Genomic DNA, 25,510 nt, shown 5'->3' on the forward strand with positions numbered 1-25,510 from the left:
AATAGACTCTTCTCCATCCGCTTTTTTTTGCATCAAGTTACATTATTATATTTAGAATGCAACAACCCTGCTCTCAAGAGGGGGTGCGTTGGATTGAGTGGTGGCAGGGGTGTGTTCTGCTGCGTTCACATCGCTTTTATAACACACCCCTCCGCCCCTCTCAAGAGGGGAATCGCGCATCGCCCCCCCGCTTTTTATAGTTTGTCTTTTGTCAAAAAATCCCACAGTCTAACAATCCCACAGTCCCACAAATCCTAATGAGAATCTCTCACCACTTCGCTTCCCGAGTTTCCGGTTAAAAAATCCATATCGGCCCCAAGGTGGGCTTGTTGTACGTGATCTACATATAGCTTTACATAGCCACGGCTTGCAACGGGTGGTAAAGATTGGTATCGCTTTCTTCTTTCAGCAAATTCCTGGTCACTTAAATCAACATTTAAGGTACGATTGGGGACATCAAGTGTGATGACGTCGCCGGTTTTAATCATGGCAAAATTGCCGCCGGCAGCAGCCTCGGGCGATACGTGCAATACCACCGTTCCGAAACCGGTACCGCTCATGCGTCCGTCAGAGATGCGCACCATGTCTGTCACCCCTTTTTCCAGTAGCTTAACGGGGATACCCATATTCCCAACTTCAGGCATACCAGGATATCCTTTGGGGCCTACGTTTTTTAATACCAGCACGCTGTTTTCGTTCACATCCAGATCGGGCGAATCAATGCGGGCTTTAAAATCTTCAATATCTTCAAACACCACGGCTTTGCCGGTATGCTGCATTAAATGCGCGCTCGCTGCAGATGGTTTGATAACCGCTCCGTTTTCGCAAAGGTTACCGGTTAAAATGGCAAGACCTGTGGCGGTGTTGAAAGGAGCATCGGTAGTGGTAATTACATCGTTATTATACCCCTGCGCATTAGCGTAATTTTGGGCAATAGTTTTTCCGTTTACGGTGATGCTATCCCGGTGCAGCACGTGATTAAGCGCTTTAAGCACCACAGGCAAACCACCGGCATAAAACAGATCTTCCATAAAGTACTTTCCCGATGGTTGCAGGTTGACGATCAGGGGAATATCTGCCGATAACGGATCAAAATCCTTTAACTCCAAAGGCACACCAATGCGCCCGGCAATAGCCAACAGGTGGATCACAAAATTGGTTGAACCGCCAATGGCAGCGTTTACACGGATAGCGTTTTCAAAAGCCTCGCGTTTAAGGATATCAGACAATTTCAGATCTTCCTTAACCATCTCCACGATACGCGAGCCCGACAACTGGGCCAATACTTTGCGTCGCGCGTCGGCAGCGGGGATAGCGGCATTGCCGGGTAACGACAAACCCAGAGCCTCTACCATACAAGCCATAGATGAGGCCGTACCCATTACGGCGCAATGGCCCCGGCTGCGGCACATGGCGGCCTCAATGGTCACCAGTTCTTCTTCCTGTACTTTGCCGGTACGTACATCATCATGGTAGCGCCATACATCGCTTGTGCCAATGCTGGCACCACGGTGGTTACCGGTTAACATCGGTCCGCCCGAAACTACAATGGTGGGGATATTTACGCTGCAGGCCCCCATAACCAACGATGGCGTGGTTTTATCGCAACCACAAAGCAGCACTACACCATCAATAGGGTTTGCCCGGATGGATTCCTCTACATCCATACTGGCCAGGTTACGGTACAGCATGGCAGTGGGTTTCATCAGCGTTTCACCTAATGACATTACCGGGAACTCTACCGGGAAACCGCCTGCTTCAAGGATGCCGCGTTTAACAGATTCGGCCAGTTCACGAAAATGAGCGTTGCAGGGCGTAAGTTCGCTCCAGGTATTGCAGATGCCAATTACCGGTTTGCCATTAAATTCATGATCAGGAATGCCCTGGTTTTTCATCCAGGCCCGGTAAATAAAACCGTCTTTACCTTTACGCCCAAACCAGGCCCGGCTTCTTAATGGTTTTTGATCCATAGGTGATGTATTGTATCGTGCTAAAAACTTTCCTGTTTTGTTTTAATATTGACTTAAGCTTATTAAAAAGCGACTGACCTACTTATCCATCCTCCAAAGCTTCAGGCTCACGTCCACGTAATCGCCAAATACAGATACGCCTGTTGATTTAGAATCGGGGTAAATTTCGGTGGTAATTACCTTTTCGCCGTCGTTACCAAAAACTTCAACCGAGTTGCGATCTACCAGTAATTGAATTTTCACCAGTCCATTCAGCAGCTTCATGGGTGCCATGTGTACGGCCTGGATATGGTTAGCTGCCGGTTTATTGCTTTTTTCGGCATTGGTGCAATCAATAAACAACTGTTGTTTGGTAGCATCGTATCCTACAACGATATCATTGCCCGGTACGTCTTTGTTTTGGGCTATTTTAAAACCGGCTACCTTAACATCGGCCATTGCAAATTCGGCGTCAATCCAATAAGCATTGGTAGTACCAACCTGTGGCAGGGCTACGTCGGCACCTGTTTTTTTGATATTATTTAAACTTATAACTCCACCGGATGATAGCGTGGCAAGCTTATCTTTAATAGCTGCCGCTGGTTGTTGAATCAGCCTTAAGCCTTCGCTGGTAGTACGTAAAGAAAGATCACGGGGGATAGACATTTGGCCGCGCCATGGGTAAGTATCCGGCTTGCCCGGTACCAACCAGCCCAACAGGATAGCTTTATGGTTTTCCAAACGCCATGGTATCGCGGCATAAAAAGCATCACCGCCATCAACCGGCAAGGCTGCTGCGCCAGGATTATCATTTTTGAAAGTAGTGCCATCAAAATCGCCCACGAAATATTGCATCCCCGGGCCGCGATCTGTAAACGCAGAAACAAACAGCACCCATTTAATTTTTGATTTATCGCCATTAACTATTAGTGGCACCATAGATGGGCACTCCCAACCGCTTTTGGTATATCCTGCCGGACCAAAATCGCTCAGCTTGGTCCACTCCTTCAGGTTTTTTGAGCCATAAATCCGCACCATATGCTCATCAACCATGGCTACCGTCATGATCCATTGTTTGGTGGGTTCGTGCCAAAACACATTAGGGTCTCTGAAGTCTTTTTTATTGAGGTTGATAACCGGGTTACCGGCGTATTGGGTATAACTTAAACCGCCATCGTTACTGTAGGCTATATATTGCGATTCATTTTGTTGTTTGGGTTTATCGGCCGTAAAAATGGCTACTATGGGCGACTTGCCGTTTTTACCAAAGCCACTGGTATTGTTTTTATCCAACACGGCCGATCCCGAATAGATATACGTAGTGGTATCCTTAGTTACAATTTCGGGGATGGCAACGGGCAGGTTATCCCAATGCACCAGATCGGTACTGGTGGCATGCCCCCAACTCATGTGGCCCCATTTGTTTTCAAAAGGGTTGTTTTGATAATATAAGTTGTACTTACCGTTTAAAAAAATCAGGCCATTAGGGTCGTTAGTCCAGTTTTTGGGTGGGGTGAAGTGATAGGCCGGTCGCCATTGCGGTGTAGGCACCTCCTGGGCAAAAGCCTGGGTTGCAACAGTAGCAAGCGCAAGGCCATAAATAATTGATTTTAACATATTACAGGTTTTTCAGGGATAGTTGGTTTAGTGTTAAAAGTACAAATTAAATGAAGATTACAAAGGGGGCGTTGAAGAAACTAACCAAGGGGCGACTCACCCGGCAAACGCTTCGCTGGGCCTGCCCTCTCTCCGGCAAGCCGCAGAGAGGGCTAAAAAAACAGAATTAAAAATAATATCGAATAATGAATTTCGAATGTCCAACACTGAAGGGTTTTACTTCATTATTCGATATTGGACATTCAGTGTTCGATATTAAAATCAACATTAAATCCTTAACTTAATCACATTAGGCTTGCCGGAGACATGGGAAGAACGAGCGTAGCGATGTTCGGGGTGAGTCGTCGCCAGCATACAGAGCCGTCGTCCCCCTCTTGTCATTTAAACAATTATTAAATAAAATTTTGAAAGTTTATATATAAATCACACCTTTAGCTAACCCTTTGTACATAAACCACATTGTGAAAAAATTTATTGCCTTAATGTTATTAAACATTCACCTGCTAAACATTGGCGGGCAATTGGCATTTCACCAATACCTGGTTTATAAAACAGACAAATATTTTACCGAACAAACCCGCAAAGGCCTATACAATGTTAAAGATCTTACGGAAATAGCTGTGCCTATTAACATGCCCGGCATTCACGATTGGAGCCGCTTTGAAAACATTGCCGGGCAAATTCAGTTTAACAACACCAGCTACAACTACGTTAAAATGAAACTCACCCGGACTGCCATTCACCTCATGTGCATTCCTAATTACGAAACCACCAAACTGGTTAATAAAAACGTATTGAACGCCAAAGGCGTAAAAGATATTCCGGTACCCCAAAAAGATCATGTACCGTATGGCAAAACCATTATGCAGGAAAACATCAGTTTTTCATTTGCACAGGTTGTGTTTTATTGCCCTGTAAAAAATTTACAGATAAGCGCTGTGCAACCCGTGCAGCCTTTGGTTCATTACCACCTGGATATTCCGGAGCAACCACCCAAAACTACCTGCTAATACCCTCCTCATTTAATTCATTTTCGGGGTAGTGCTTTATGGCGCTGCTAAAATTTTGATGTTTTTTTCTCGTAGAGACGCATAATGGCGTGTCCGCGTTTGCAAATTCAATATGCAAATCCGCTCTGTATAGCGGGAGACGCAATTACGCGCCTTTATAGAGAGAAAAACATCAATTGTCGGCAACATTATATCACTGGGCTTTCAGCCATTCCCTGGAAATTTTCAAATTTTCAGATCACCAAATTTTCAAATTAATAAAATGCCTTATATCCCTCTTGAATCACATTTGCCGGGCATTACCGGTCTGCTTGAATACAGTAAAGAAACTGCCGAGCCTATTCGTGATCTTACGCAAATCCTGTTACGTGGTCCATCTACGTTATCAGAAGGCGACCGTGAACTGATAGCTACCATCGTATCCCACGGTAACCAATGTAAATTTTGCACCACCGCGCATACCGCCGCCGCTGACCTGTACATAGGCGAAAGCGATACAGCCCAAAAGGTAAAGGAAAATATAGAAACCGCGCCTGTATCCGAAAAAATGAAGGCACTGCTCACCATTGCCAAGCTAACCGGTCAAAGCGGTAAAAATGTAAGCACAGAACACGTTAATAGAGCCAAAGCTGCCGGCGCTACAGACATTGAAATACATGATACCGTGTTAATTGCGGCCCTGTTTTGCCTGTACAACCGCTATGTGGACGGTATGGGTACCGCCCTGCCTGCGGATGCCGGTTACTACAATGTGCTGGCAGATCGCCTGGTAAACCATGGATATACCCGCCTGCCACAAGGCTATGACCATTTAAAAAAATAAAACCCAATCCCTATCCTAATTTAAACTCAAACCACAATGAAGAAACTTTTATTTATCATATTACTGCTCTCGTCCGTAAACCTGTTTGCACAGGAAACCAAGCTAACGGGTACCATCACCGATGCCGCTACAGGTAGCCCGGTGGTAGGTGCCAGCATTAACATTAAAGATAAACTTACCGGTACCATCACCGATTCAAAAGGATATTACAGCCTTAACGTTAACAAAATCAAACCTCCATTCATCCTGGTGATCTCGGCTGTTGGATACGAGGTGCAGGAAAGTCCGGTTAGTAACCTAAGCGGCGGCATCAGCTTAAAACTGCAGCCAAAATCTATTGTGTTAAATGAGGTGGTAACCTCGGCCACCCGTGTTAATCAAAGCATTTTGCAATCACCGGTTAGTATTGAAAAAATGAGTTTGAAGGCTATCAAAGAAAATCCTTCTTTTACATTTTACGATGGTTTGCAAAACCTGAAAGGCGTTGAAGCGGTTACCAGCGGTTTAACTTACAAACAGATCAACACCCGCGGTTTTAACAGCACAGGTAACAGCCGCTTTTTGCAATTGGTTGATGGCGTTGATAACCAAACACCGGGCCTTAACTTTTCTGTAGGTAACCTTTTTGGCGCATCGGATATTGACATCGAAAGCGTGGAAGTTATCCCCGGCGCGGCTTCAGCTTTATACGGTCCGGTGGCTTTCAATGGTTTATTATCGCTTAAAACCAAAGATCCTTTCAAATACCAGGGCTTAACTGTACAGGTAAAAACCGGCTTGAACCATTTTGGCGAATCGGTAGTAAAACCGCAGGGCTTGTATGACTTTGCAGTCCGCTATGCCAAGGCTTTTAATGACAAATTCGCATTTAAGCTGAATGCCTCATACTTAACAGGCCGCGATTGGTATGCCGATAATTATACCGATGTAAGCGCCTCTACCCCAGCCGCGCAGCGCGGACCAAACAATCCCGGCCGCGACGCTCTGAATATTTATGGCGACGAGGTATCACGTACCCTACCCGGCATTGGCTTAGTATCCAGAACAGGTTATGAAGAAAAAGACCTGATGAACTACAATGTTTACAGCCTTAAACTTAACGGCGCTTTAGAGTATCGTATTAGCAACAACCTGGAGGCTATATATCAATATAACTACGGCCGCGGTACAGCAAGTTATACTGGTAGCAGCCGTTTTGATTTGAACAACTTTGTGCTGCAAACACACCGGGTTGAATTAAAAGGAAGCAATTTCTTTATCCGCGGATATTCCGTTGCCGAAAACTCGCACGACTCTTACAACACCCGTTCACTTGCGCAGTTCATTAACCGTGATTGGGTACAAGATTTAAACGGTAATACAGTAACGCCCGATAAAGCCGACGATACCTGGTTTACCCGCTACGCCGCTGCCTATAACGGAAGCGTAAGTGGTGTTACCGCAAAAAACAACGATGCCGCCCGCACATTTGCCGATATGGGTCGCTTTTTACCGGGCACCGCGGCATTTAATGCCGCCAAGGATGCATCTATCCATAACTATGGCTTAAGCGGTGCTGGTGTATTTAGTAATAGCAAGTTTTATCACAGCGACGGTCAGTATGATTTTACCAGCGCCATTAAAGTATTTGAGTTACTTGCCGGCGGCAGCTACCGCGATTACCGCATGTTTACCAACGGCAGCTTATTTGATGATAAAACCAACAAGGTAACTATTGCCGAGTACGGCGCGTTTATTCAAGCCGCCAAAAAGCTGTTTGATGATAATCTTAAACTTACAGCTTCATTACGTTACGATAAAAACGAAAACTTTGCAGGTAGCTTTACGCCCCGCTTTTCGGCAGTGTATACAGTTGATAAAACCAGCAATCTCAGGGCATCATACCAAACCGGTTTCAGGAACCCTACCCCGGTTGATCAGTTTATCCATCTTAACGTAGGCCCTATCACCATATTAGGTGGCGCGCCAAAAAACAGCGCGGGCCTAAATGTGTATGAAAATTCGTTCACTTCGTCGTCTGTAAGCGCTTTCGGCGCGGCGTTCGGGGCGGCTATGGCAAGCGGCACACCATATGCGCAAGCTGTTGACCAAAATAAAGGTTTGCTGCAAAAAGCAAGCGTAGCCTATATTAAGCCCGAGCAACAGAAAGCTTTTGAAGTAGGTTACAAAGGCTTACTGATGGATAAATTGCTGGTTGATGTGGATTACTACTACAGCAGCTATACCAACTTTATCCTCAACACGGTAGTTATACAACCGCAAGATCAAATTTTAGGATCGGATGGTAAAGTAACAACCGCATCGGCAAGTGATATCCCCGGTGGTAAAGTTCATGCCTTTCAATTATACACCAACGCGCCCGATAAAGTATCGGCACAGGGTGCAAGCGCGGGCTTAACTTACCTGTTTGATAAAGGCTATGCTTTAGGCGGCAACGCTACGCTATCAACCTTTAACCTGCGTAATGCCAACCCTAATAACATAGCCGCTTTCAATACGCCAAAATGGAGCACCAATGCAACGCTGGGTAACAGCAATGTGGTAAATGATTTTGGCTTTAACGCTTCATGGCATTGGCAAAGCGCGTTTGACTGGTATGGTACTTTTAATGGTACCCGGCCCGGTCGTGTAGACGCGTATTCGGTATTTGACGCCCAGGTGAGCAAAAGATTACCCAAAATAAAATCGACCATCAAATTAGGTGGCAGCAATATTTTTAACAAGCACATCTACCAATCCTATGGTTCGCCGGCTATTGGCGCCATTTATTATGTATCAATAGTATTTGATGACCTTTTAAAATAAACAACATGAGCACCATCGTAATTGATCAACAGGTTGCAAAACCTCAACAGGCAGATATCACCGTGGCCTACCGGGTGATATTATTTGTGATTTGTTTTTTTAGCAGCGCCTTTGGCGGTACGGTATCTACATTAATGTCTGTTTACCTGCCCGTTGTGGTAAAGGATTTGCAGGGCAACCTGCCGCCCAATGAAATAAACTCGGTAAGCGGTTACATCAACGCCATCTTCATTTTTGGCTGGGCATTGGGCGGCTTTACCTGGGGCGTAATCAGCGATAGAATGGGCCGCAAAGCCGCGTTGTTAATGGCAATAGGCTGTTACGGCATCTTTACCATTTTAACCGGGCAAATGCCCAATTGGTGGGGTGTGGTATTGTGCCGGTTTATGAGCGGCTTTGGCGTTGGTGGTGTTTTGGTAACCACTATTACCCTGGTAAGCGAGGTTTGGCCGGCCAAAAGCAAAGCGGTAGTTATCGGCATTTTGTCGATAGCTTTCCCGGTGGGCATATTTTCGGCCGGGTTGATCAATTACGTGGTATCGTCATGGCGTTCGGGCTTTATGGTAGGTATCATCCCCATGACACTTGCCCTGGCTGGTGCCTGGCTTATAAACGAGTCGCCAAGTTGGTTAAGCTACCGCGATGATATAGCCAACCGCAACAATCCGTTTAATAAACTACTCTCGGCCAGCCACCGCCGCGAATTGGTGGTAGGTTCGCTTACCTTTGGTACTATGCTAATAGGCTTATGGGCCATATTTTCATGGTTGCCAACCTGGATACAAAGCCTTATCACCACGCACGATGCTGCCAAGGAGCGCGGCCTGAGCATGATGTTTTTGGGCATGGGAGGCTTAACCGGCGGCTTTTTATCGGGCTGGCTGGTTAACCTGCTTAGCTTAAGACGATCAATGATCATCTGCTTCGCTGTTTGCGCGGGAATGTCGTTCATCCTGTTTAAAACCAACACCACTTTTACCCCGGCCATTTATGTCGAAATAGCCGTTCTCGCCCTGTTTTTTGGCGCAAGTCAGGGCGTGTTATCGGCCTATATCCCTCAATTGTTTTCAACGGGCATCAGGGCAACGGCAACCGGTTTTTGCTTCAATATAGGCCGCATATTTACTGCTACAGCGGTGCTATTTGTAGGTGTACTGGTATCAACCTTAGGCGGCTACGGCAACGCTATTTTTATCTTCTCGCTCATATTTATTGTGGGCCTCCTGGTAGTATTATTCGGACATGAAAAGGCTGAAAGCCCAAAGCAGAAAGCTGAAAGCTTAAAGCTTAAAGCTTAAAGCAGGGTGCTTAAGGCAATAAATAATTCAATAATTCAATAATTCAATAATTCAATAATTCAATAATTCAATAATTCAATAATTCAATAATTCAATAATTCAANTCAATAATTCAATAATTCAATAATTCAATAATTCAATAATTCAATAATTCAACAATTCAACAATTCAATAATTCAACAATTCAAAAGAATATGGCACACATCAATGTACCCGAGGGCGTACCGGGCATACGGTCGCTGGTAATGTTCAGGCCCGAAACAGGCAAACCACTTTACGAACTGGCACAGGTATTACTCAGGGGCGAATCGACCCTAAGCCCCGCCGACCGTGAGCTGATAGCCACCTATGTATCCTACCGTAATAACTGCACCTTTTGCTACAGCAGCCATGCCGCCGCGGCAAGATGTTTATATGAGGATGACGAGCTGATTGTAGACGAAGTATTAAAAGATATGCAGGAAGCACTCATAAGCGCCAAGCTAAAAACCCTGCTACATATAGCCGGCAAAGTGCAGATACTGGGTAAGGAAGTTACCCAGCCCGATATTGACGCTGCCCGCAACCTGGGCGCTACCGATAAGGAAATTCATGATACGGTGCTGATAGCCGCAGCCTTCAGCATGTTTAACCGTTATGTAGATGGCCTGGCCAGCCTTACCCCAACAGAACCGGAAGCTTATGCCGAAATGGGGGTACGTATGGCCAAGGGGTATATTTTACCGGCACAGCCTGTGCCTCAACCTTAAATTATTCACCATTAAATAAACGCATTATGGCACATATAGAATTGAATAACGAAATGCCCGGCATAAGGGGTTTAATGTATTACAGCCCCGAAACGGAAGCCCCACTAAACGCCCTTGCGGAACTTTTGCTTCGCGATGACAACAACACTTTAAGCCGGGGCGACCGGGAATTGATAGGCACCTATGTATCTTACTTAAACGACTGCTTTTTTTGCCAAAACGTGCACGGCGCTATTGCAGGCCATTACCTTAGCTGCAACATGGAGCAGATAGATGCCATTAAAGCCGATTTCAACTCGGCCAACCTATCGCCCAAAATGAAAGCTTTATTAACCATTGCAGGCAGCGTACAAAAAGGCGGCAAACACGTTACAACCGAACAAGTTGAAGCCGCCCGTAACGAAGGCGCTACGGATAAAGAAATTCACGATACGGTACTCATTGCAGCCTCGTTCTGCATGTTTAACCGCTACGTAGATGGGCTTGGCACCTGGGCACCGCAAGACAGGTCTTTTTACATCAACCGTGCGCCAGAGCGTGCCGAGGTAGGCTACGCGGCCAGCATCTTTCAAAAATAAACGATATTTTTCCTAAATCTATCCAATGCAGGAGGCCTCGCTATGTGCGGGGCCTTTGTTGATTTATGAGGGATTGCATAGTTTAAACTAACCAAGGGACGACTCACCCCGAACATCGCTGCGCTCGTTCTGCCCCTCTCTCCGGCTAAAGCCGCATAGAGGGGCTAAAAGATTTTTTATTTTTTCTAACCCTCTTTGCGGCTTGCCGGAGAGAGGGTCGGCCAGCGAAGCGTTGCCGGGGTGAGTCGTCGCCGGCATACAGAGGGGGTAGTAAGGGCTAAATGAATCCCTTTCCATACAAGAAAAATAAATGCAACAACGCCTCGTCTTATCTGCCTTACTCCCGCCAAACCGCATTTTTCCGCGCTAAAACGCTCAACAATAACCAATTATTACATTAGCACCCAACAATAAATCTTCATCAAAAATTAATAATTCTTTGTCGGTTTATTTGGTGCGTTCGTCGGCACATAATGAGCCTTTGCATGCAATCCCGCTCATATTTGACTCATTGTTTCACCACTCAAAAAAAACGCTATGAGCTCACATCGACTATTTTTTTCACTAAATCCCGAAAGTCAATATGAGATCCTCAATTCAAATTACAGGCCTGCTGTTAATAGTGTTCAGCTCCTGCCAATCCAAATTATACAACACCCCGGCCACACGGGCAGTGTCGGCAAAACGGCTCATCCCACCGGTGGGGATGGTTTACATTCCATCCGGTACTTTTCAGTATAAATTATTAGATGATGATAAGGCCGAAAAACGCAACGTTAGTGTAAGCGCCTTTTTTATTGATAAAACCGAAGTAACCAATAAACAATACCAGGCCTTTACAAACTGGGTGGCCGATTCTGTTGCCATTACCGATTACCTGCACGATGATGCTTTTTACCTGCCTGCTACCGGAGCCACCGTTGGCAAAAGCGGCAAAGAAGTAAGGCTGATAGATTGGGATAAGGTGAACAAAATTTCGCCCTTATGGAAAAAAGCACCGGCTGATGTAAAGGAAAAGTTAGCAGGCATGATGACCATGATTAACGGGCAACGAGTGCCAGACCCAGCGCAAATGAACTACCGTTTTTATTACGTGCGGATGGATGGCGAAAAAAACAACCAGTATGTGATGGATACGGTTGGGGTATATCCCAACGAGCATGTATGGTCGGCCGATTTCCCTAATGCCCAAATGACGGTGATGGATGCCAATTACTTTGGCAATAAAATTTATGAGTATAACCCGGTTGTGGGTGTTACCTGGAAACAGGCCCGCGCTTATGCCGACTGGCGCGGCACCCAGCTTAAAATACTCATCAGGAATAATCCCAACCTCAAAAACTTTAAACTAAGTTTTAGCCTGCCAACCGAGGCCCAATGGCAATATGCTGCCGAAGCGAAACTTGACCCGGCAGATACGGTTGAGCGTACGGTAAAAACCATAGTTGATAAAACCACCGGTAAAGAAAAACTCTCGCTCAACTTTAAACAGGGCGAAGGCGCTTATGCCAGCGATGGATCAACTTTTACCTTGCCCGTTACCTCTTATACCCCCAACGCGTTTGGCATTTACAATATGGCCGGCAATGTAAGCGAATGGACATTGGATGCTTTTAGCCCGTCGGCATCGCAGCTGGTAAACGACCTTAACCCGGCATTGCTGTACGATGCCACCGATAAAGATTCGCCCCTGTTAAAACGAAAGGTAGTGCGCGGTGGGTCCTGGAAAGATAACGGCGAAATGCTGAACAGCGATACCCGCAGTTTTGAAGACCAGGGCAACGCCCACTCCTACATTGGCTTCCGCTGCGTAATGGCGGCCTTTGAACTCCCCGGCGAACAGGTAAAAACAAGAAAATACGCTAAACGATAAAACTCATGAAAAAGATAATCATCATTATTGAAACCCTTTTGCTGATGGGTTTTGGCAGAAGTGCGGGCTTTGCACAAGCTATGCAAACCGATAGTACATTAACAGATACCCTGCCGGCTTACGATAACTTCATTAAACAGGCCGATTTGGGTAAAGCCCGGCCGTTCCCTTATCCTAAAATAAACCAGGCCAGCATCAGGCTTTACGCCCAGGTGTGGCGGGATATTGACCTTACCGATACGGCCAACAGCATACTCACCATCCCCGGTAAATCATTAATGGAGGATGTGATGAAGGGCATAAAACTGGGCAAGCTTACCCCCTATGAACGCGACGATTTTAAAAAGAAAATGACCGCCAAAGAGGGTGAACTGCGGTTTGCCGACTCGGTACTGATCCCCATTTTTGATAAGGATGGCAACCAAACCGGCTCGCGCATGGCACTCAATGAATTTAACCCTGATAAGATCAGGCGGTTCAGGATTAAGGAGGATGTGTTTTTTGACAGGCAACGCGGCCGTGTTGATACCCGCATAGTTGCCATAGCGCCCATGATGTCGATCCTATCCTCGGCCGACTTACCGCAAAACCTGGCGTACGCGCCTGCCTTTTGGCTGTACTTTCCGCAGTTGCGATACACGCTGGTGCAGGAGGATGTGAGCAACCCCGATAAAGGCATTTTTGATTTTACCATGGATGATGTTTTTATGCAGCACAAGTTTTCGGCCTATTTGGTAAAGCAGTCATCGCCGGGCGGTGTGCAAACCGGGCAACTTGATCCGGGTAGCCCCGAAGCCCTGATGCTGGAACAAAAGTTAACCGATTTGAAAAAGCATATCTGGCAAAACCCCAAAGGGGTAAATGAAAAGAATTTGGTAAAAGTTGATCAAAAAAAGGAGGATAAACCATGAGAACGCAATTGAATTTATTACGGGAATTTTTATGGATGCTATTAATTTCCGGCCTGCTGTTTTGCTGCGGCAAAGCGAGCGCCCAGGTACTGCCAGAGTATAGCGCGTTCCCCTCATCGTCATTCGGCGTTCAGCTGGGCACCCAGGGTATTGGATTGCAGGGTTCCTACAGCTTTTGGAACCAGTTTAACGCCAGGGTTGGGTTCAATACCGTACCCAATGTTAACATCAAATACAACGGTCGCGATTTGCAGCTTAACCGCACATCTGTATACGCCATTGCCGATTGGCAGCCCCTGTACGGGCAAGGCGAATGGCTGGCGCGCAAGTGGTACATCAGCACAGGGGTAGGTTATTATTTTTCAAATAATTTATATCGTGAAGGTATAGGTAGCCTGCCCAATTACACCATCTACATGTCGAAAGTTCGGCCTTATATAGGTACGGGCCTGGGCAATATCCATTTGTTTAAAAACATAGGTATGCGTACCGATCTGGGCTGGTATATCCCTACAAGTTCGGCCACATCAACTTATGATGACAAGGCAAGCAAGGTAAGCAACGGCCTGCGCGGGTTGTTGCCGGGGCTTAATTCGGCGGTTACCATTTATGTAAAGTTTTAGTTGTCTGAAATTTAAGTCGTCGGGATAAAAAAGAGCTCGGGATTGTGCGATTCCTTCCTTGGGGAAGGAGGAGGTAGGGGTTAAATCAGCTATTCATTAGCATGATTGGCGTCGTTTTTAGAAACCCCTCCCTGCCTTTGCGCAAGTTTCCTGTCGCGCCCCTCCCAAGGGAGGGAATACTAAAAAACTGCAAAACGTATATCTGTAAAACCATTAAAAATTAAATATCATGTTAAAGAAAAAGAAAATCAACTGGCTGCATATAGCCATATCATGGGGTGCCAGTATCGTGATCCTTGGCGCTATGTTTAAAATTAATCACTGGGGCGGTCAGCTGGGTACCTATATGATAGGGCTTGGCCTATCTGTAGAGGCTATGCTGTTTTTTACCCTAGGCTTTTTCCCGCCCGCCGAAGAGCCGGAATGGGAAAAGGTTTACCCCGAACTGGCCGTTGATTACGATGGCGAACCCGCTCCCAAAGGCCTGCGAAAAGTGCATGTCAACACCGGTACCACAGCCGCACTGGATGGCCTGTTAACGCAAGCCGACCTAAGCCCCGAAAAAATCAACAACCTGGGCGAAGGGTTGAAACAGTTTTCGGATAAAATGAGTCGCATCAACGCCACAGCCGATGCCTCATTAGATACCGACGAATTTTCGGCCAAACTAAAAAACGCAGCGTCAAAATTTGATTTGTTGGGTATGATGTTTGAGAAAGCATCGGCAGGCTTTGCTACCATAAGCGATAGCCGCGATGATGCTTTGGCCTATCAGCAGCAGGTGTTAAAGCTTACCCATAACCTGGCGCATTTAAACTCCCTGTATGAAACTGAACTGCACGGAGCAGATACCAACCTGCGCCGCATTAACCAGTTTTACAATGGCCTAAATGGAACACTAAGCAGTTTGCATGAGTCGGCTGGTGAAACCAGGGTGTTTAAGGATGAGGTGAATAAGCTGGTGCAAAATATATCATCGTTAAATGTTTACTACGCTAATATGTTATCGGCTATGAATCAACAGCGGGGGTAGCAATAGGATTCAGTCACTGAGTGAAGTAGGTAGATTGAATAACGTAGATCACATGTGCGCAGACGACTCACCCCAACGAGGCTACGCCCGTTTGCCCCTCTCTCCGACTGCGTCGCATAGAGGGGCGGGAAAATAAGAAAATGTAGTTCACCCTCTATGCGGCTTTAGCCGGAGAGAGGGTCGGCCAGCGAAGCGTTGCCGGGGTGAGTCGTCACCAACGTTCAATTGATACGTCATAAGTAACTTATTTCAGCACCCCAAAATATAGTGTCATCCACATGAAGTATACTCAGCACGTGGGGTGCCGATCAGTTGGCTAACTGACGGCATGACAGATAATACATTAATGAAACCATAAATTAAAAATTTAAAAAAATGGCTGCAGGAAAAGAAACCACCAGGCAAAAAATGATCAATATCATGTACCTGGTTTTGTTAGCAATGCTGGCCCTCAATGTATCAGAAACCATATTGGATGCCTTTAAAACCATCAACGATAGCTTAACCGCGTCGGCAACCAATGTAGGGACGTCGGTACAGCAGTTATTCAGCACGTTTGAGCAAACCCGGCTTAAAGAATCGCCGGAGCGGGCAAAACCCGTTTATGAAAAGGCTAAACAAGCCCGGGAAGCAAGCGAGGATCTGGATAACTACATCAGGGACATTAAATTGGAGCTTACCAATCAAAGTAACGGGTACGATATCCAAACCGGCGACCTTAAACAGCGCGACAACCTCGATATAGGCTTTGATGTAATGATCAACAAAAAACGGGCAAAAGCGCTTAAGCAAAAGATCAATGACACCCGCGAGCGGTTGATCACGCTGTTGGGTCCTCAGGATAGTAAAACGGTATCGTTCACCCTGAAGGCCGACGACCCTACAGGCCAAAGTGCCAATCACCGTAATTGGGAGGAGTTAAACTTTGGTGAGGGTGTCCCCTTAACGGCCACGTTCACGATATTATCGCGCATACAGGCTGATAATAAAAATGCCGAATCGGAAGTGGTTAAAAAAATTCTGGGTAAAATGGACCAGGCCGTGGTGAACCTGGATAAGTTTGAGGCTGTAGCGGTTGCACCTACATCGTACCTGATACAGGGTCAACCCTACACCGCCCAGGTATTTTTAACAGCCTATGACTCGCGGTCGACCCCAACGGTACAGGTTGGCGGCAGTACCATAGCGGTAAAGGATGGCCGTGGAGTTTACAGCGCAAATACCAGTCGCGAAGGTGTATTTAACTGGCGGGGAACCATCAGCGTAAAACAAACCGATGGCACTGTTAAAACCTATACCACGCCAGAGCAGCGGTATATTGTTTCGAGGCCGTCGGCCGTAGTATCGCCCGATAAAATGAATGTGCTGTATATCGGTGTAGATAACCCGGTTTCGGTATCTGTGCCGGGCATTCCATCCAAAAACATCCGGATAGGGATTTCGGCGGGTACACTCAGTGGCTCCGAAGGAAAATATGTAGCAAGGGTAAATAGTCCGGGCACGGTAACGGTTTCAGTATCTGCCGAGATTTCGCCGGGAAAAACCCAGGTATTAAGCAATACCCTTTTCAGAGCTAAGCGTATCCCCGATCCTGTTGCCCGCTTTTCGGGAAAATCAAGCGGGAATGTACCAACTGTGGCCTTAAAAGCCCAGAATGCCATTTTTGCCATGCTGGATAATTTTGATTTTGACGCGAGGTTTAAAATAACCCGTTTCAGCCTCATTATTGCCAACCCTAGGGAAACGGCATCGGTACAAACAGGGTCGGGCAATACGCTTAATGATGCCATGACGGCGTCGCTAAGCAGCATTAAACCCGGCGCAAGGGTTATTTTTGATAACATTATAGCCGTAGGGCCCGATGGCTCACCAAGGCAGCTGGCACCGGTGGCACTGACAGCGAATTAAGGTTTGAGAAAAACAAATATCGAATAATGAATTTTGAATATCGAATTTTCACTTCATTATTCGATATTGGATGTTCGATATTAATAAAGCTCTTCCTTATAGAAGAGCTTTATTTGTTTCTTTTTCTCCAAACTAAAATACTACCTTGTATTAACCAATTAGTTATGAAAAGAAAAACCTTTATCCGTTTAGGCGGCACACTTATGGCTACACCTTTGTTATCTCCTATCATATCCCTGGCAGGCCAGGCACCTTTACAAAACTGGGCAGGCAATCTTACTTATAGCACGGCCAATGTGCAGTACCCTAAATCGGTGGCCGAAGTACAGCAGCTGGTTAAAAAACATGGCAAACTTAAAGCCCTGGGCACACGGCATTGCTTTAACCGTATAGCCGATAGTAAGGACGACCTGCTATCTACCAAAGAACTCAATAAAGTTATCGCCATAGATAAAAAAGACATGACAGTCATTGTTGAAGGTGGCATTAAATATGGCGAGCTTGCCCCCTACCTGCATAAAGAAGGTTACGCGTTGCATAACCTGGCATCGCTGCCGCATATTTCTGTAGCGGGATCTATCACCACTGCTACTCACGGCAGCGGTGTTAAAAATGGTAACCTGGCCAGCGCGGTACGGGCATTGGAAGTTATTGTAGCCGATGGCAGCATCGTTCACTTTTCAAAAGCTGCCGACCCTGAAAAATTTAACGCTGTGGTTGTTGGTTTGGGTGCTATTGGTGTAATTACTAAAGTTACCCTTGCTATTGAACCTACTTATATAATGCGCCAGCGCGTATTTTTAAAAATGCCGATGGCGCAGGTTAAACAACATTTTGAAGCCATAGTATCTGCGGGATATAGTGTAAGCCTGTTTACCGATTGGCAAAACGATTACGTAAACGAGGTTTGGATAAAAAGCCGCATGGAAGAAAAAGACCACGACGGCCCCGAATTTTACGGTGCCAAAGCAGCTACCAAAAACCTGCATCCCATATATGATCATCCGGCCGAAAGCTGCACCGATCAGTTAGGGGTACCCGGTCCTTGGTATGAGCGTCTGCCGCATTTTAAAATGGGGTTTACGCCAAGCAGCGGTAAAGAGCTGCAGTCAGAATATTTTGTGCCGATGCAACACGCTGTAGAGGCTATTGAAGCGATAGCTAAACTGGGTAAACAAGTGGGCCCGCATTTGTTTATCACCGAGATCAGAACTATAGCGGCCGATAGCCTTTGGATGAGCCCCTGCCACAACCAGCAATCGGTCACCATCCACTTTACCTGGAAGCCAGAAACCGAGGCAGTTACCAAACTGCTGCCCACTATTGAAAAAGCGCTTGCTCCTTTCAACGCCCGGCCACATTGGGGCAAAGTATTTACGCTTGATCCAAAAGTATTGGCATCACGGTACGAAAAGATAGCCGCGTTTAAAAAAGTAGTTGACGATTATGACCCGCATGGTAAATTCAGAAACGCTTTTTTAAATCATAACATTTATGGGGTATAGCAACAGCCGGAAAGAATAGCACTTTAATATTTTTAATATTTGCCTTATCTTTCCGGGGCTAAAACCCTGTCATGTACCTGCTGCGCTATTGGTTACTGTTATTATTTACTACTTTTTTGTTTACCGCTCACGCTCAGCAGGATGTAGATCTGCATTTAAATGACAGCTTCTTTCCGGGTAAAAATATCCTTAAGGTAAAGCGCGATTTTCGTGATCCGTATTTGTGGGTTTTAGCGCAAAACCATCAGGTTTATCGCATAAATAGCATTACTAAAAGCATTGATGATTACAGCGGCAGTTTTAATGCCTATCATAATTTACAATTTACAGACCTTGCCGGCATCAGCAAGGATACGGTAGTTATATCAACCAATACCAACACACTTATTATCAATGCCAATAACACTGTCAAAACCTTTAATGTTGATGACAATAACGGCGGCAAAGTACAAGGCATTGGCGTTGAAAACATGACCGGCAGTTTCCCATCCTCGCCTTTTTATCCTTATACTGATTTACTGGCCATCGCAACCACTAAACGTTTTTTGTATTATGCTATTAAAGAAAATACCTTAACCCCAACTAATGTTGATACCACTAACGTGCGTTTTTACCAGCACACGTATCGCAACAGGATGTCGGGTTATGGCTATCCGCTTAATTATGGCGATACTGTAAATTATTACAACGTAACCACCAGTAGCCAATTCACCACTTTTGGAGGTTACGTATGGCTTGGCGGAAACTCGTTTGGCAAACATGTGTTATCGGCATTTTATAACCGTTACAGCAGTAACACTTATTATGACACCGATTTTGAATATTATGCCAACATTTTTTGGGCTACAGAAAATGGCTTGTTCCAATTAAAATGGTCGCAATCTTACGGTTCTCAATACCCTCATAATCATTATTTAAAAGGTCAAACAATCAATTATATTACATCGATGGTGGGACTTACAGATTTTAACGACCAACTTACGCACGAAAATTTATTGATTGCTACCAACAATGGTCTCTACTTTTCAAATTCCAACTATAAAAAAGCCCAACTTACAAAATACCAGTTTTTTCATTACGATGAATTGGGTAATAAAACTATCAATGATATATGCGTAAATGCTACCAGTTACACCAGCCCGGTTTGCGAAGACGGCATATGGATTGGAGCGGCCGATGGCCTGTACCTGATAAAACCTGATTACGGAAAGTATGTTAACACCACTAATCAAATTAAAGCGGTACAATTTGACGGGCAAGATGCTGATGTAAGTAACTACAATATTTGCAACGGCACAACCATAAAGGCAACGGTAAATAACTATATTTATTCGGGCAGCCTTATACAATGGTATAAAAACGGGACAGAGTTGCCAGGTGAGAGCAAAACCGCCCTAACCATTAACTCCCCGGGAGATTATTATGCTTTGTTGTATGATCCTTGTTCGGCATTGCATCTGCAAACCAATCATTTAACTGTAACCCAAATTGCTGCCCCAGTTTTCACCTTCAACTACCCCGACGTAGTAAACTATTGCGCAGGCACATCGGCACAACTAAAAACCGATGATAAACCTAACTACCAATACCGCTGGTATAAAGATGGCGTATTGAATGGCAACACTACAGCTACACAGGATAACATTACCGAAACAGGCAAATACAAGATAGAAGTAAGTGCATGTGAAAGCAGCTGGGTAGCCTCAAAGGAAGTGCAGATAAATTTTATTTCGATACCTACGCCGGTGTTAACTACTGATAAGACGAGCTATTGCGATGGCGATCTGGCTGTACTATCGGCAAGTGTTCCTATTGATGGTTCAAACATTATTAACTGGACGGGTTATCAGTATAGCTGGTTTAAGGATGGCAGCCCTATAATTGGCAGCGTGCCATCAATAAAAGTAGGCCAGCCGGGTAAATATAAAGTGGTAGTATCGGGATGCTCTGGTTCGGTATCGTCGGCCGAGTTACAGGTTGATTTTGCAAAATTAGATAAACCCCTTATCACTGCCGATAAAGCCGCTTATTGCATTGGTGATAACGCGCAACTAAACACCAACATCAGCTTTGATCCATTTACCACAAACATCATATGGTTTAAGGATGGCGCGATACTTACCGATGCCCAAAACAAAACCAATGTTACCACCAACCAACCCGGAACCTACGTGGTTAATCTTTTCGATAATACAAAGCAGTGCCAAATCAGTTCGGCATCGTACAACCTTACCTTTACACCGCCACCAACCCTAAGCATCCAGCAGTTTGTGAACTCAAGTTTATGTAGCGGCGAAACGGTGGATTTAAAGGCTTCCTATACCAGCGGCACCATCAAATGGTCTACCGGCGAAACTACGGATAAGATCAGCGTTAAAAGTTCCGGCACATACCAGGCTACCGTAACAACGCCTGCGGGTTGCACGGTTGTAACTACATCAACAGTACAGTTTTTGCCAAACCCTACGCTTAATGTGCCCGATGCCACACTTTGCCAGTACACCAAAGAAAGCATTACGCTTACTGCCCCGGCAGGCTTTGTAAAATATGAATGGAACGGACAAGCAGGCAGTACTACCTTTACTACCGATAAATTAGGACAGGTAAGTTTAACCGTTACCGATAACAACGGCTGCAGGGCTACGCAAACTATTACGATCAGCAGCCATTGCGATGACATCCACGTACCTAACGCCTTTTCGCCCAATGGCGACGGGCATAACGATACCTGGGTAATTGCGGGCCTGGAAGGCGATTTAAGTACCACCGTAAAAGTTTACAATCGCCTGGGAAGCCAGATATTTATATCGCAAGGCTACTCCACTCCGTGGAACGGCAGCTACAAAGGTCAAAAGCTACCTGCGGGTGTTTATTATTATGTAATTAGCGCAAAAGGATCTAAACAGGTGTTGAGTGGGTCGGTGACTATCATTTATTAAGAGTGAAAGTTGCTAAATTGAAGCTAAAAGCAGAATGTTTAAAGCCAATGTACTATTTATCGAGACAATAAATCTGCAATTTGTGAGATTAACTATCAGACTCTAAGCAGCTGTTTAAAAACAATTAAAAAACTACTTTATCCTCAAAGTAATTGCGAGGTATAAAATCCGGCGGACTTTGAATGAGGAGATGACGTAAGAACTACCTTCTACACCCTGTCATTCTGAGGCACGAAGAATCTTCTTCGCTATAAAAGTCTGCAATTAGCATGGCGAAGAAGATCCTTCGTTCCTCAGGATGACAAACATTTTTTACAAAACGTCATGGGTAACGATTGAGGATAACCTTTCAATTGCTATAAGTAACCACTACCCGCTTCACCATTCCATCCGTATCAAAAAATAAATTTTCAACGGCATTTTTTCCGCTAACCGTATTATGGTAGTAAATAGCGACCACGTTTACGCCGGTGAGCACTTCCAGCAGTTCAAAATGCAGGGCCGACAATTTGCTTAAAGCGGTTTCCCAATACTCCCGCACCTGTGCTTTACCGGCTATGATTCCGCCACAATCGGGATAGATTTTCAGCGCGTATGGGGTTTCGATGGTAAAATCATCGGTGTAGTGCTGCATCAGGCGGTCAAGGTTTCGGGTATTCCAGCAGTCAATCCACTCCGCTGCGAAAGTATTGGCAAATTGTTGGTCTATCATATCAATCAAAAATTTTCAATGCGATAAAAATACGGTATCGGTTAATGCTACGTTATGAAGTTGATAAATTTATTGTTTTTTTGCGCTGTGTAACATTCGATAAATAAGTTTGTCAAAACTAAGCCGAGACATATTTAAGAATGCTTTTATGACCTACAGCGTAAATATGCCTGTATTGAACCCGCAAAACCCGCTTACCGATCAGCAACTTCTGGAGCGCATGCGTTATGATGATCGCGAGGCCTTCACCCAACTATATAACCGCTATTGGGATAAAACTTTTGCCGTGGCCTTACATCGCCTTGGTGATGAACACGAGGCCGAAGAGGTGGTACAGGAGGTGTTTTTAAGCATCTGGCAGCGCCGCGCCAATATCGAACTAACGCATGCCGTAGCTACCTATCTTTCAACGGCGGTTAAATACAAAGTGATCAATCACCTGGCCAAACAACACCGCAGGCAGCAGCATATTGATGAGCTAAGCCTTAACCCCACCCAAACCGAAGATACCACAGCCAACTGGCTTGCCGAAAAAGAGCTGCGCAAATTGCTTGACCACAGCATTAACCAGCTGCCCGAAAAATGCCGCATTGTTTTTTTGCTCAGCCGGGATGAAAATAAAACCTACACCGAAATAGCGGCCCAACTCAATATTTCCACAAAAACAGTAGAGGCACACATGAGCAAAGCCCTGGCAACATTACGGGCAACAATGGGGGTTTCGGGCTGTGTGCTGATTTTGCTGTGTACAAATGCTGATTGCTTTTTGTAAGCATTATACTTACACTTTTTGTAACAATTATTTATCTTTGAGTATGACAAGGCTTACCGTTGATATCAATAACAAAAAATCTGAAAAGGCGGTAAAAGCTGTTTTGGAAGCACTTGGATTAAATTACGAGCTGGAGCAGCACGCAGAAACTACCAAACGGCCATTGAACAAAGCTGAGCAAAGAGTTTATAAAAACTTAAAAAACTCATTCGAGCAAATCAAACTACACCAGGAAGGTAAGATCGAACTTCAAAATGCAAAAGAAGCTTTAGCAGAAATTGAAGCGTCACTTAAAGACTGATGGCTTTTAAAGTTGTACTAACGCCTGGTTTTAAGAGAGACTTAAAACAGATTGCAAAAAAACACAAACAAATTTTACGAGATTTAACACATTTAGTTGATCAATTAAGTGATAACCCTACTATGGGCACTGATCTTGGTCAAAATGTATTTAAGATCCGACTGCCTATTTCGGGTACGAATAAAGGAAAATCCGGGGGCGCGCGGATTATTACTTTTATTATTTTCTTAAATGAAATAGTTTACTTGTCTGAAATCTATTTAAAAAGCGAATATGATACCGTTGATGTAGCAACTGTTTTAGCTCGCTTAAAAGACAGCGGAATAATTTGATTATCAAACGTTACTCATTGCCTAAATTGTTAACCAACATACCTGTTACTTTTTCACCTCGTAATGCAACTCAACCATGCCGCTTTTGTAAGCCGTTACGTTTTTGAGGTGTAAAGCTTGTTCTGCTGCTATATCTTTAAAAAATAGCGTGCCATCGCCTAAAATAACCGGCATAATGGATAGCCTTATTTCGTCAGCCAGTTTCAAATTCAAAAAATCATTGGCAAGTACCGCCCCGCCAACCAGCCAAACGTTTTTATAGTTTGGTTTCAGCCGTTCATTTACCAGTTTATTTAAATCGCCGGCATAGGTTTCAATGTTCGGCCTTTTAATGGGCAGATCGTGGTGAGTTAATACAATGGTGGGGATATCGCCATAGGCCCAGCCATAATCTTTTGAAAGCGCTAAAGCATGCTCATAGGTGCTGGCACCCATCACGTAACAATCTATTGTTTTGAGGAATTTTACGGTATCCTCCTCACTAAGCACGACTCCCTCCTCATAATGATCGCCGGTATCAAACCACGAAATGCTGTTATCTTTTTTGGCGATGATGCCATCAAGACTTGCAACCATATGTATCGTTATTTTAAATGCGTCGGTTGTCATTTTGCGATTGTACTGGTTTACTGAATGTGCTGTTGATCCTCTAAAAATAGGTAATCCATAACATGTTATCAACGAAGAAAGTAGCGAGTTAAAAATAATTTTCATTTTCCACTAAGGGTGTTTATCTCAACCGCTGACTATATGTGTAAAGGTTGAAATAGTTTAACATGGAAAACAACGCGTACGATCCTAAAGAGCTTGCCCATAAACTGGAACAAGGCAGCATTACTGCCCGGGAACTGGCCTGGTTTGAGCAATGGTATGCCGGGTTCAATGATGAAGAAGTATTGCTTTCAGCGGCTGTACACTCGTCTGCTGATGAACTCAGGAATAGCATTTTTAATCGTATTGCTGCGCAGATGGAAGCGCCGGTGCAGCCTAAACGCAAAGTGATCACTTTATGGCGCGGCATAGCTGCCGCAGCGGCTGTAATAGCACTCATTTGCTTCGCTGCATTTTACAGGGACAGTGTTTTAAATGTGATAGACCCGGTTAAACAGTTGGAGCTAAATAGTGCGGCAGGCCAGCACAGGCACTTTGTTTTGCCCGATGGTACACAGGTTTGGCTAAGCCCGTCTACACGGATAAGCTACCCGGATAATTTCAGAGGCGAACAACGGTTGGTAACGTTAACCGGCGAAGCTTTTTTTGACGTGAAACACGATGCCACGCATCCGTTTATCATTCAATCGGGTGCTATCAAAACCGCGGTATTAGGCACCAGTTTTAATGTAAATGCCTACGCCGATGCTCCTGTTACCGAAGTTACTGTGGTGACTGGTAAGGTTGCGGTAGCGGCAGATAAAAATCGGCAAATTATGACACCTAATCAGCGGGTTGTGTTTAACAAAACCAACGGCTTACTTGTAAAACAGGATTTCCCGGATGCGGCCCGGTTTCTTGACCAGCGTAATGGCTTATTCAACTTTAACGGGCAACCGGTACAAAACGTGGCAGATAACCTGGCCCGGCAATATGGTATCCGTATTACTGTAGATGCTGCACTCGCCCAAAAAGGCTTTTACGGGCATTTAAATACTAATCAACCTGCAGCACAAACTTTTAATAAGCTAAGCGCGGTTATGGATGCCCAATGGCACAAAGCAAACAACCAGTATTACCTGGAGCCAATTGCAGCCAAAAATTAATTTTTTTAAATCAAC

The 25,510-nt window shown here is 45.0% G+C and carries 21 protein-coding genes; 17 read left to right on the forward strand and 4 right to left on the reverse strand.

The features are described 5' to 3' along the window. Window positions 1-254 precede the first annotated feature (254 nt). Together QWZ17_RS08180 and QWZ17_RS08185 are read right to left on the reverse strand one after the other, a co-directional pair. Window positions 255-1,970 carry an IlvD/Edd family dehydratase gene (locus QWZ17_RS08180; RefSeq protein ID WP_290304643.1) on the reverse strand — a complete coding sequence of 572 codons (1,716 nt, stop codon included), beginning with the start codon at window positions 1,968-1,970 and terminating at the stop codon, window positions 255-257. A 78-nt stretch (window positions 1,971-2,048) separates the two neighbouring features. Further along, window positions 2,049-3,566, reverse strand: coding sequence for a glycoside hydrolase family 32 protein (locus tag QWZ17_RS08185; RefSeq protein WP_290304645.1), 1,518 nt, complete (start codon window positions 3,564-3,566; stop codon window positions 2,049-2,051). 461 nt (window positions 3,567-4,027) lie between these two features. On the opposite strand from QWZ17_RS08185, the gene QWZ17_RS08190 reads away from it, so the two are divergent. The 13 genes from QWZ17_RS08190 (at window position 4,028) to QWZ17_RS08250 (ending at window position 21,621) form a co-directional block, all read left to right on the forward strand. Further along, entirely contained in the window at window positions 4,028-4,576 is a 549-nt protein-coding gene (locus tag QWZ17_RS08190; RefSeq protein WP_290304646.1) for a hypothetical protein, read from the forward strand. 262 nt (window positions 4,577-4,838) lie between these two features. Beyond that, window positions 4,839-5,399, forward strand: a complete 561-nt coding sequence (locus QWZ17_RS08195) for a carboxymuconolactone decarboxylase family protein (protein WP_290304647.1) — start codon at window positions 4,839-4,841, stop codon at window positions 5,397-5,399. 36 nt (window positions 5,400-5,435) lie between these two features. After that, complete coding sequence (locus QWZ17_RS08200; protein ID WP_290304649.1) at window positions 5,436-8,204, forward strand: TonB-dependent receptor; 2,769 nt, start codon at window positions 5,436-5,438, stop codon at window positions 8,202-8,204. Between the two features lie 5 nt (window positions 8,205-8,209). Next, on the forward strand, window positions 8,210-9,502 hold the full coding sequence (locus QWZ17_RS08205; RefSeq protein WP_290304650.1) for an MFS transporter: 1,293 nt from the start codon (window positions 8,210-8,212) through the stop codon (window positions 9,500-9,502). A 194-nt stretch (window positions 9,503-9,696) separates the two neighbouring features. Next, a complete protein-coding gene (locus QWZ17_RS08210; protein ID WP_290304651.1) occupies window positions 9,697-10,251 on the forward strand; it encodes a carboxymuconolactone decarboxylase family protein in 555 nt (184 codons plus the stop codon). Window positions 10,252-10,277: 26 nt separating this feature from the next. Continuing rightward, a complete protein-coding gene (locus QWZ17_RS08215) occupies window positions 10,278-10,829 on the forward strand; it encodes a carboxymuconolactone decarboxylase family protein (RefSeq protein ID WP_290304653.1) in 552 nt (183 codons plus the stop codon). Between the two features lie 583 nt (window positions 10,830-11,412). Further along, complete coding sequence (porK, locus tag QWZ17_RS08220) at window positions 11,413-12,702, forward strand: T9SS ring complex lipoprotein PorK/GldK (protein WP_290304654.1); 1,290 nt, start codon at window positions 11,413-11,415, stop codon at window positions 12,700-12,702. 5 nt (window positions 12,703-12,707) lie between these two features. Next, window positions 12,708-13,613, forward strand: coding sequence for a type IX secretion system ring subunit PorN/GldN (porN, locus tag QWZ17_RS08225; RefSeq protein WP_290304655.1), 906 nt, complete (start codon window positions 12,708-12,710; stop codon window positions 13,611-13,613). Next, window positions 13,610-14,236: a hypothetical protein gene (locus QWZ17_RS08230; protein ID WP_290304656.1), complete on the forward strand. Its 627-nt coding sequence runs from the start codon at window positions 13,610-13,612 to the stop codon at window positions 14,234-14,236. The genes porN and QWZ17_RS08230 overlap by 4 nt, the downstream gene beginning before the upstream one ends. Window positions 14,237-14,465: 229 nt before the next feature. Then, entirely contained in the window at window positions 14,466-15,269 is an 804-nt protein-coding gene (porL, locus tag QWZ17_RS08235; RefSeq protein WP_290304657.1) for a type IX secretion system motor protein PorL/GldL, read from the forward strand. Window positions 15,270-15,644: 375 nt separating this feature from the next. Next, complete coding sequence (gene porM / locus QWZ17_RS08240) at window positions 15,645-17,177, forward strand: type IX secretion system motor protein PorM/GldM (RefSeq protein WP_290304658.1); 1,533 nt, start codon at window positions 15,645-15,647, stop codon at window positions 17,175-17,177. Between the two features lie 164 nt (window positions 17,178-17,341). Beyond that, window positions 17,342-18,682, forward strand: a complete 1,341-nt coding sequence (locus QWZ17_RS08245) for a D-arabinono-1,4-lactone oxidase (protein WP_290304659.1) — start codon at window positions 17,342-17,344, stop codon at window positions 18,680-18,682. Window positions 18,683-18,753: 71 nt separating this feature from the next. Continuing rightward, window positions 18,754-21,621, forward strand: coding sequence for a T9SS type B sorting domain-containing protein (locus tag QWZ17_RS08250; RefSeq protein ID WP_290304660.1), 2,868 nt, complete (start codon window positions 18,754-18,756; stop codon window positions 21,619-21,621). A 349-nt stretch (window positions 21,622-21,970) separates the two neighbouring features. Here the strand turns inward: QWZ17_RS08250 and QWZ17_RS08255 are convergent, their stop codons facing one another. After that, window positions 21,971-22,333, reverse strand: a complete 363-nt coding sequence (locus QWZ17_RS08255) for a nuclear transport factor 2 family protein (protein WP_290304661.1) — start codon at window positions 22,331-22,333, stop codon at window positions 21,971-21,973. Between the two features lie 148 nt (window positions 22,334-22,481). On the opposite strand from QWZ17_RS08255, the gene QWZ17_RS08260 reads away from it, so the two are divergent. The 3 genes from QWZ17_RS08260 to QWZ17_RS08270 are packed head-to-tail and all read left to right on the forward strand — an operon-like array spanning window position 22,482 to window position 23,738. Next, on the forward strand, window positions 22,482-23,105 hold the full coding sequence (locus QWZ17_RS08260; RefSeq protein ID WP_290304662.1) for an RNA polymerase sigma factor: 624 nt from the start codon (window positions 22,482-22,484) through the stop codon (window positions 23,103-23,105). A 43-nt stretch (window positions 23,106-23,148) separates the two neighbouring features. Beyond that, a complete protein-coding gene (locus QWZ17_RS08265; RefSeq protein WP_290304663.1) occupies window positions 23,149-23,406 on the forward strand; it encodes a hypothetical protein in 258 nt (85 codons plus the stop codon). Then, window positions 23,406-23,738 (forward strand): type II toxin-antitoxin system RelE/ParE family toxin, encoded by a 333-nt coding sequence (locus tag QWZ17_RS08270; protein ID WP_290304664.1) that lies wholly within the window; start codon window positions 23,406-23,408, stop codon window positions 23,736-23,738. Before QWZ17_RS08265 ends, QWZ17_RS08270 begins: the two co-directional genes overlap by 1 nt. A 45-nt stretch (window positions 23,739-23,783) precedes the next feature. Here QWZ17_RS08270 and QWZ17_RS08275 read toward each other — a convergent pair whose 3' ends face one another. After that, on the reverse strand, window positions 23,784-24,347 hold the full coding sequence (locus tag QWZ17_RS08275; RefSeq protein WP_290304665.1) for a dihydrofolate reductase family protein: 564 nt from the start codon (window positions 24,345-24,347) through the stop codon (window positions 23,784-23,786). A gap of 167 nt (window positions 24,348-24,514) precedes the next feature. On the opposite strand from QWZ17_RS08275, the gene QWZ17_RS08280 reads away from it, so the two are divergent. Continuing rightward, complete coding sequence (locus QWZ17_RS08280) at window positions 24,515-25,495, forward strand: FecR family protein (RefSeq protein WP_290304667.1); 981 nt, start codon at window positions 24,515-24,517, stop codon at window positions 25,493-25,495. Window positions 25,496-25,510 lie beyond the last annotated feature (15 nt).

The organism is Mucilaginibacter flavus, from assembly GCF_030409315.1.
GTDB lineage: Bacteria > Bacteroidota > Bacteroidia > Sphingobacteriales > Sphingobacteriaceae > Mucilaginibacter > Mucilaginibacter flavus.

What these genes read in the sequence shown, in the direction of transcription:
- QWZ17_RS08180 (WP_290304643.1), bottom strand. Translation starts at nt 1,970, where the DNA reads ATGGATCAAAAACCATTAAGAAGCCGGGCCTGGTTTGGGCGTAAAGGT.
- QWZ17_RS08185 (WP_290304645.1), bottom strand. Translation starts at nt 3,566, where the DNA reads ATGTTAAAATCAATTATTTATGGCCTTGCGCTTGCTACTGTTGCAACC.
- QWZ17_RS08195 (WP_290304647.1), top strand. Translation starts at nt 4,839, where the DNA reads ATGCCTTATATCCCTCTTGAATCACATTTGCCGGGCATTACCGGTCTG.
- QWZ17_RS08200 (WP_290304649.1), top strand. Translation starts at nt 5,436, where the DNA reads ATGAAGAAACTTTTATTTATCATATTACTGCTCTCGTCCGTAAACCTG.
- QWZ17_RS08205 (WP_290304650.1), top strand. Translation starts at nt 8,210, where the DNA reads ATGAGCACCATCGTAATTGATCAACAGGTTGCAAAACCTCAACAGGCA.
- QWZ17_RS08210 (WP_290304651.1), top strand. Translation starts at nt 9,697, where the DNA reads ATGGCACACATCAATGTACCCGAGGGCGTACCGGGCATACGGTCGCTG.
- QWZ17_RS08215 (WP_290304653.1), top strand. Translation starts at nt 10,278, where the DNA reads ATGGCACATATAGAATTGAATAACGAAATGCCCGGCATAAGGGGTTTA.
- porK (WP_290304654.1), top strand. Translation starts at nt 11,413, where the DNA reads ATGAGATCCTCAATTCAAATTACAGGCCTGCTGTTAATAGTGTTCAGC.
- porN (WP_290304655.1), top strand. Translation starts at nt 12,708, where the DNA reads ATGAAAAAGATAATCATCATTATTGAAACCCTTTTGCTGATGGGTTTT.
- QWZ17_RS08230 (WP_290304656.1), top strand. Translation starts at nt 13,610, where the DNA reads ATGAGAACGCAATTGAATTTATTACGGGAATTTTTATGGATGCTATTA.
- porL (WP_290304657.1), top strand. Translation starts at nt 14,466, where the DNA reads ATGTTAAAGAAAAAGAAAATCAACTGGCTGCATATAGCCATATCATGG.
- porM (WP_290304658.1), top strand. Translation starts at nt 15,645, where the DNA reads ATGGCTGCAGGAAAAGAAACCACCAGGCAAAAAATGATCAATATCATG.
- QWZ17_RS08245 (WP_290304659.1), top strand. Translation starts at nt 17,342, where the DNA reads ATGAAAAGAAAAACCTTTATCCGTTTAGGCGGCACACTTATGGCTACA.
- QWZ17_RS08250 (WP_290304660.1), top strand. Translation starts at nt 18,754, where the DNA reads ATGTACCTGCTGCGCTATTGGTTACTGTTATTATTTACTACTTTTTTG.
- QWZ17_RS08255 (WP_290304661.1), bottom strand. Translation starts at nt 22,333, where the DNA reads ATGATAGACCAACAATTTGCCAATACTTTCGCAGCGGAGTGGATTGAC.
- QWZ17_RS08260 (WP_290304662.1), top strand. Translation starts at nt 22,482, where the DNA reads ATGACCTACAGCGTAAATATGCCTGTATTGAACCCGCAAAACCCGCTT.
- QWZ17_RS08265 (WP_290304663.1), top strand. Translation starts at nt 23,149, where the DNA reads ATGACAAGGCTTACCGTTGATATCAATAACAAAAAATCTGAAAAGGCG.
- QWZ17_RS08270 (WP_290304664.1), top strand. Translation starts at nt 23,406, where the DNA reads ATGGCTTTTAAAGTTGTACTAACGCCTGGTTTTAAGAGAGACTTAAAA.
- QWZ17_RS08275 (WP_290304665.1), bottom strand. Translation starts at nt 24,347, where the DNA reads ATGACAACCGACGCATTTAAAATAACGATACATATGGTTGCAAGTCTT.
- QWZ17_RS08280 (WP_290304667.1), top strand. Translation starts at nt 24,515, where the DNA reads ATGGAAAACAACGCGTACGATCCTAAAGAGCTTGCCCATAAACTGGAA.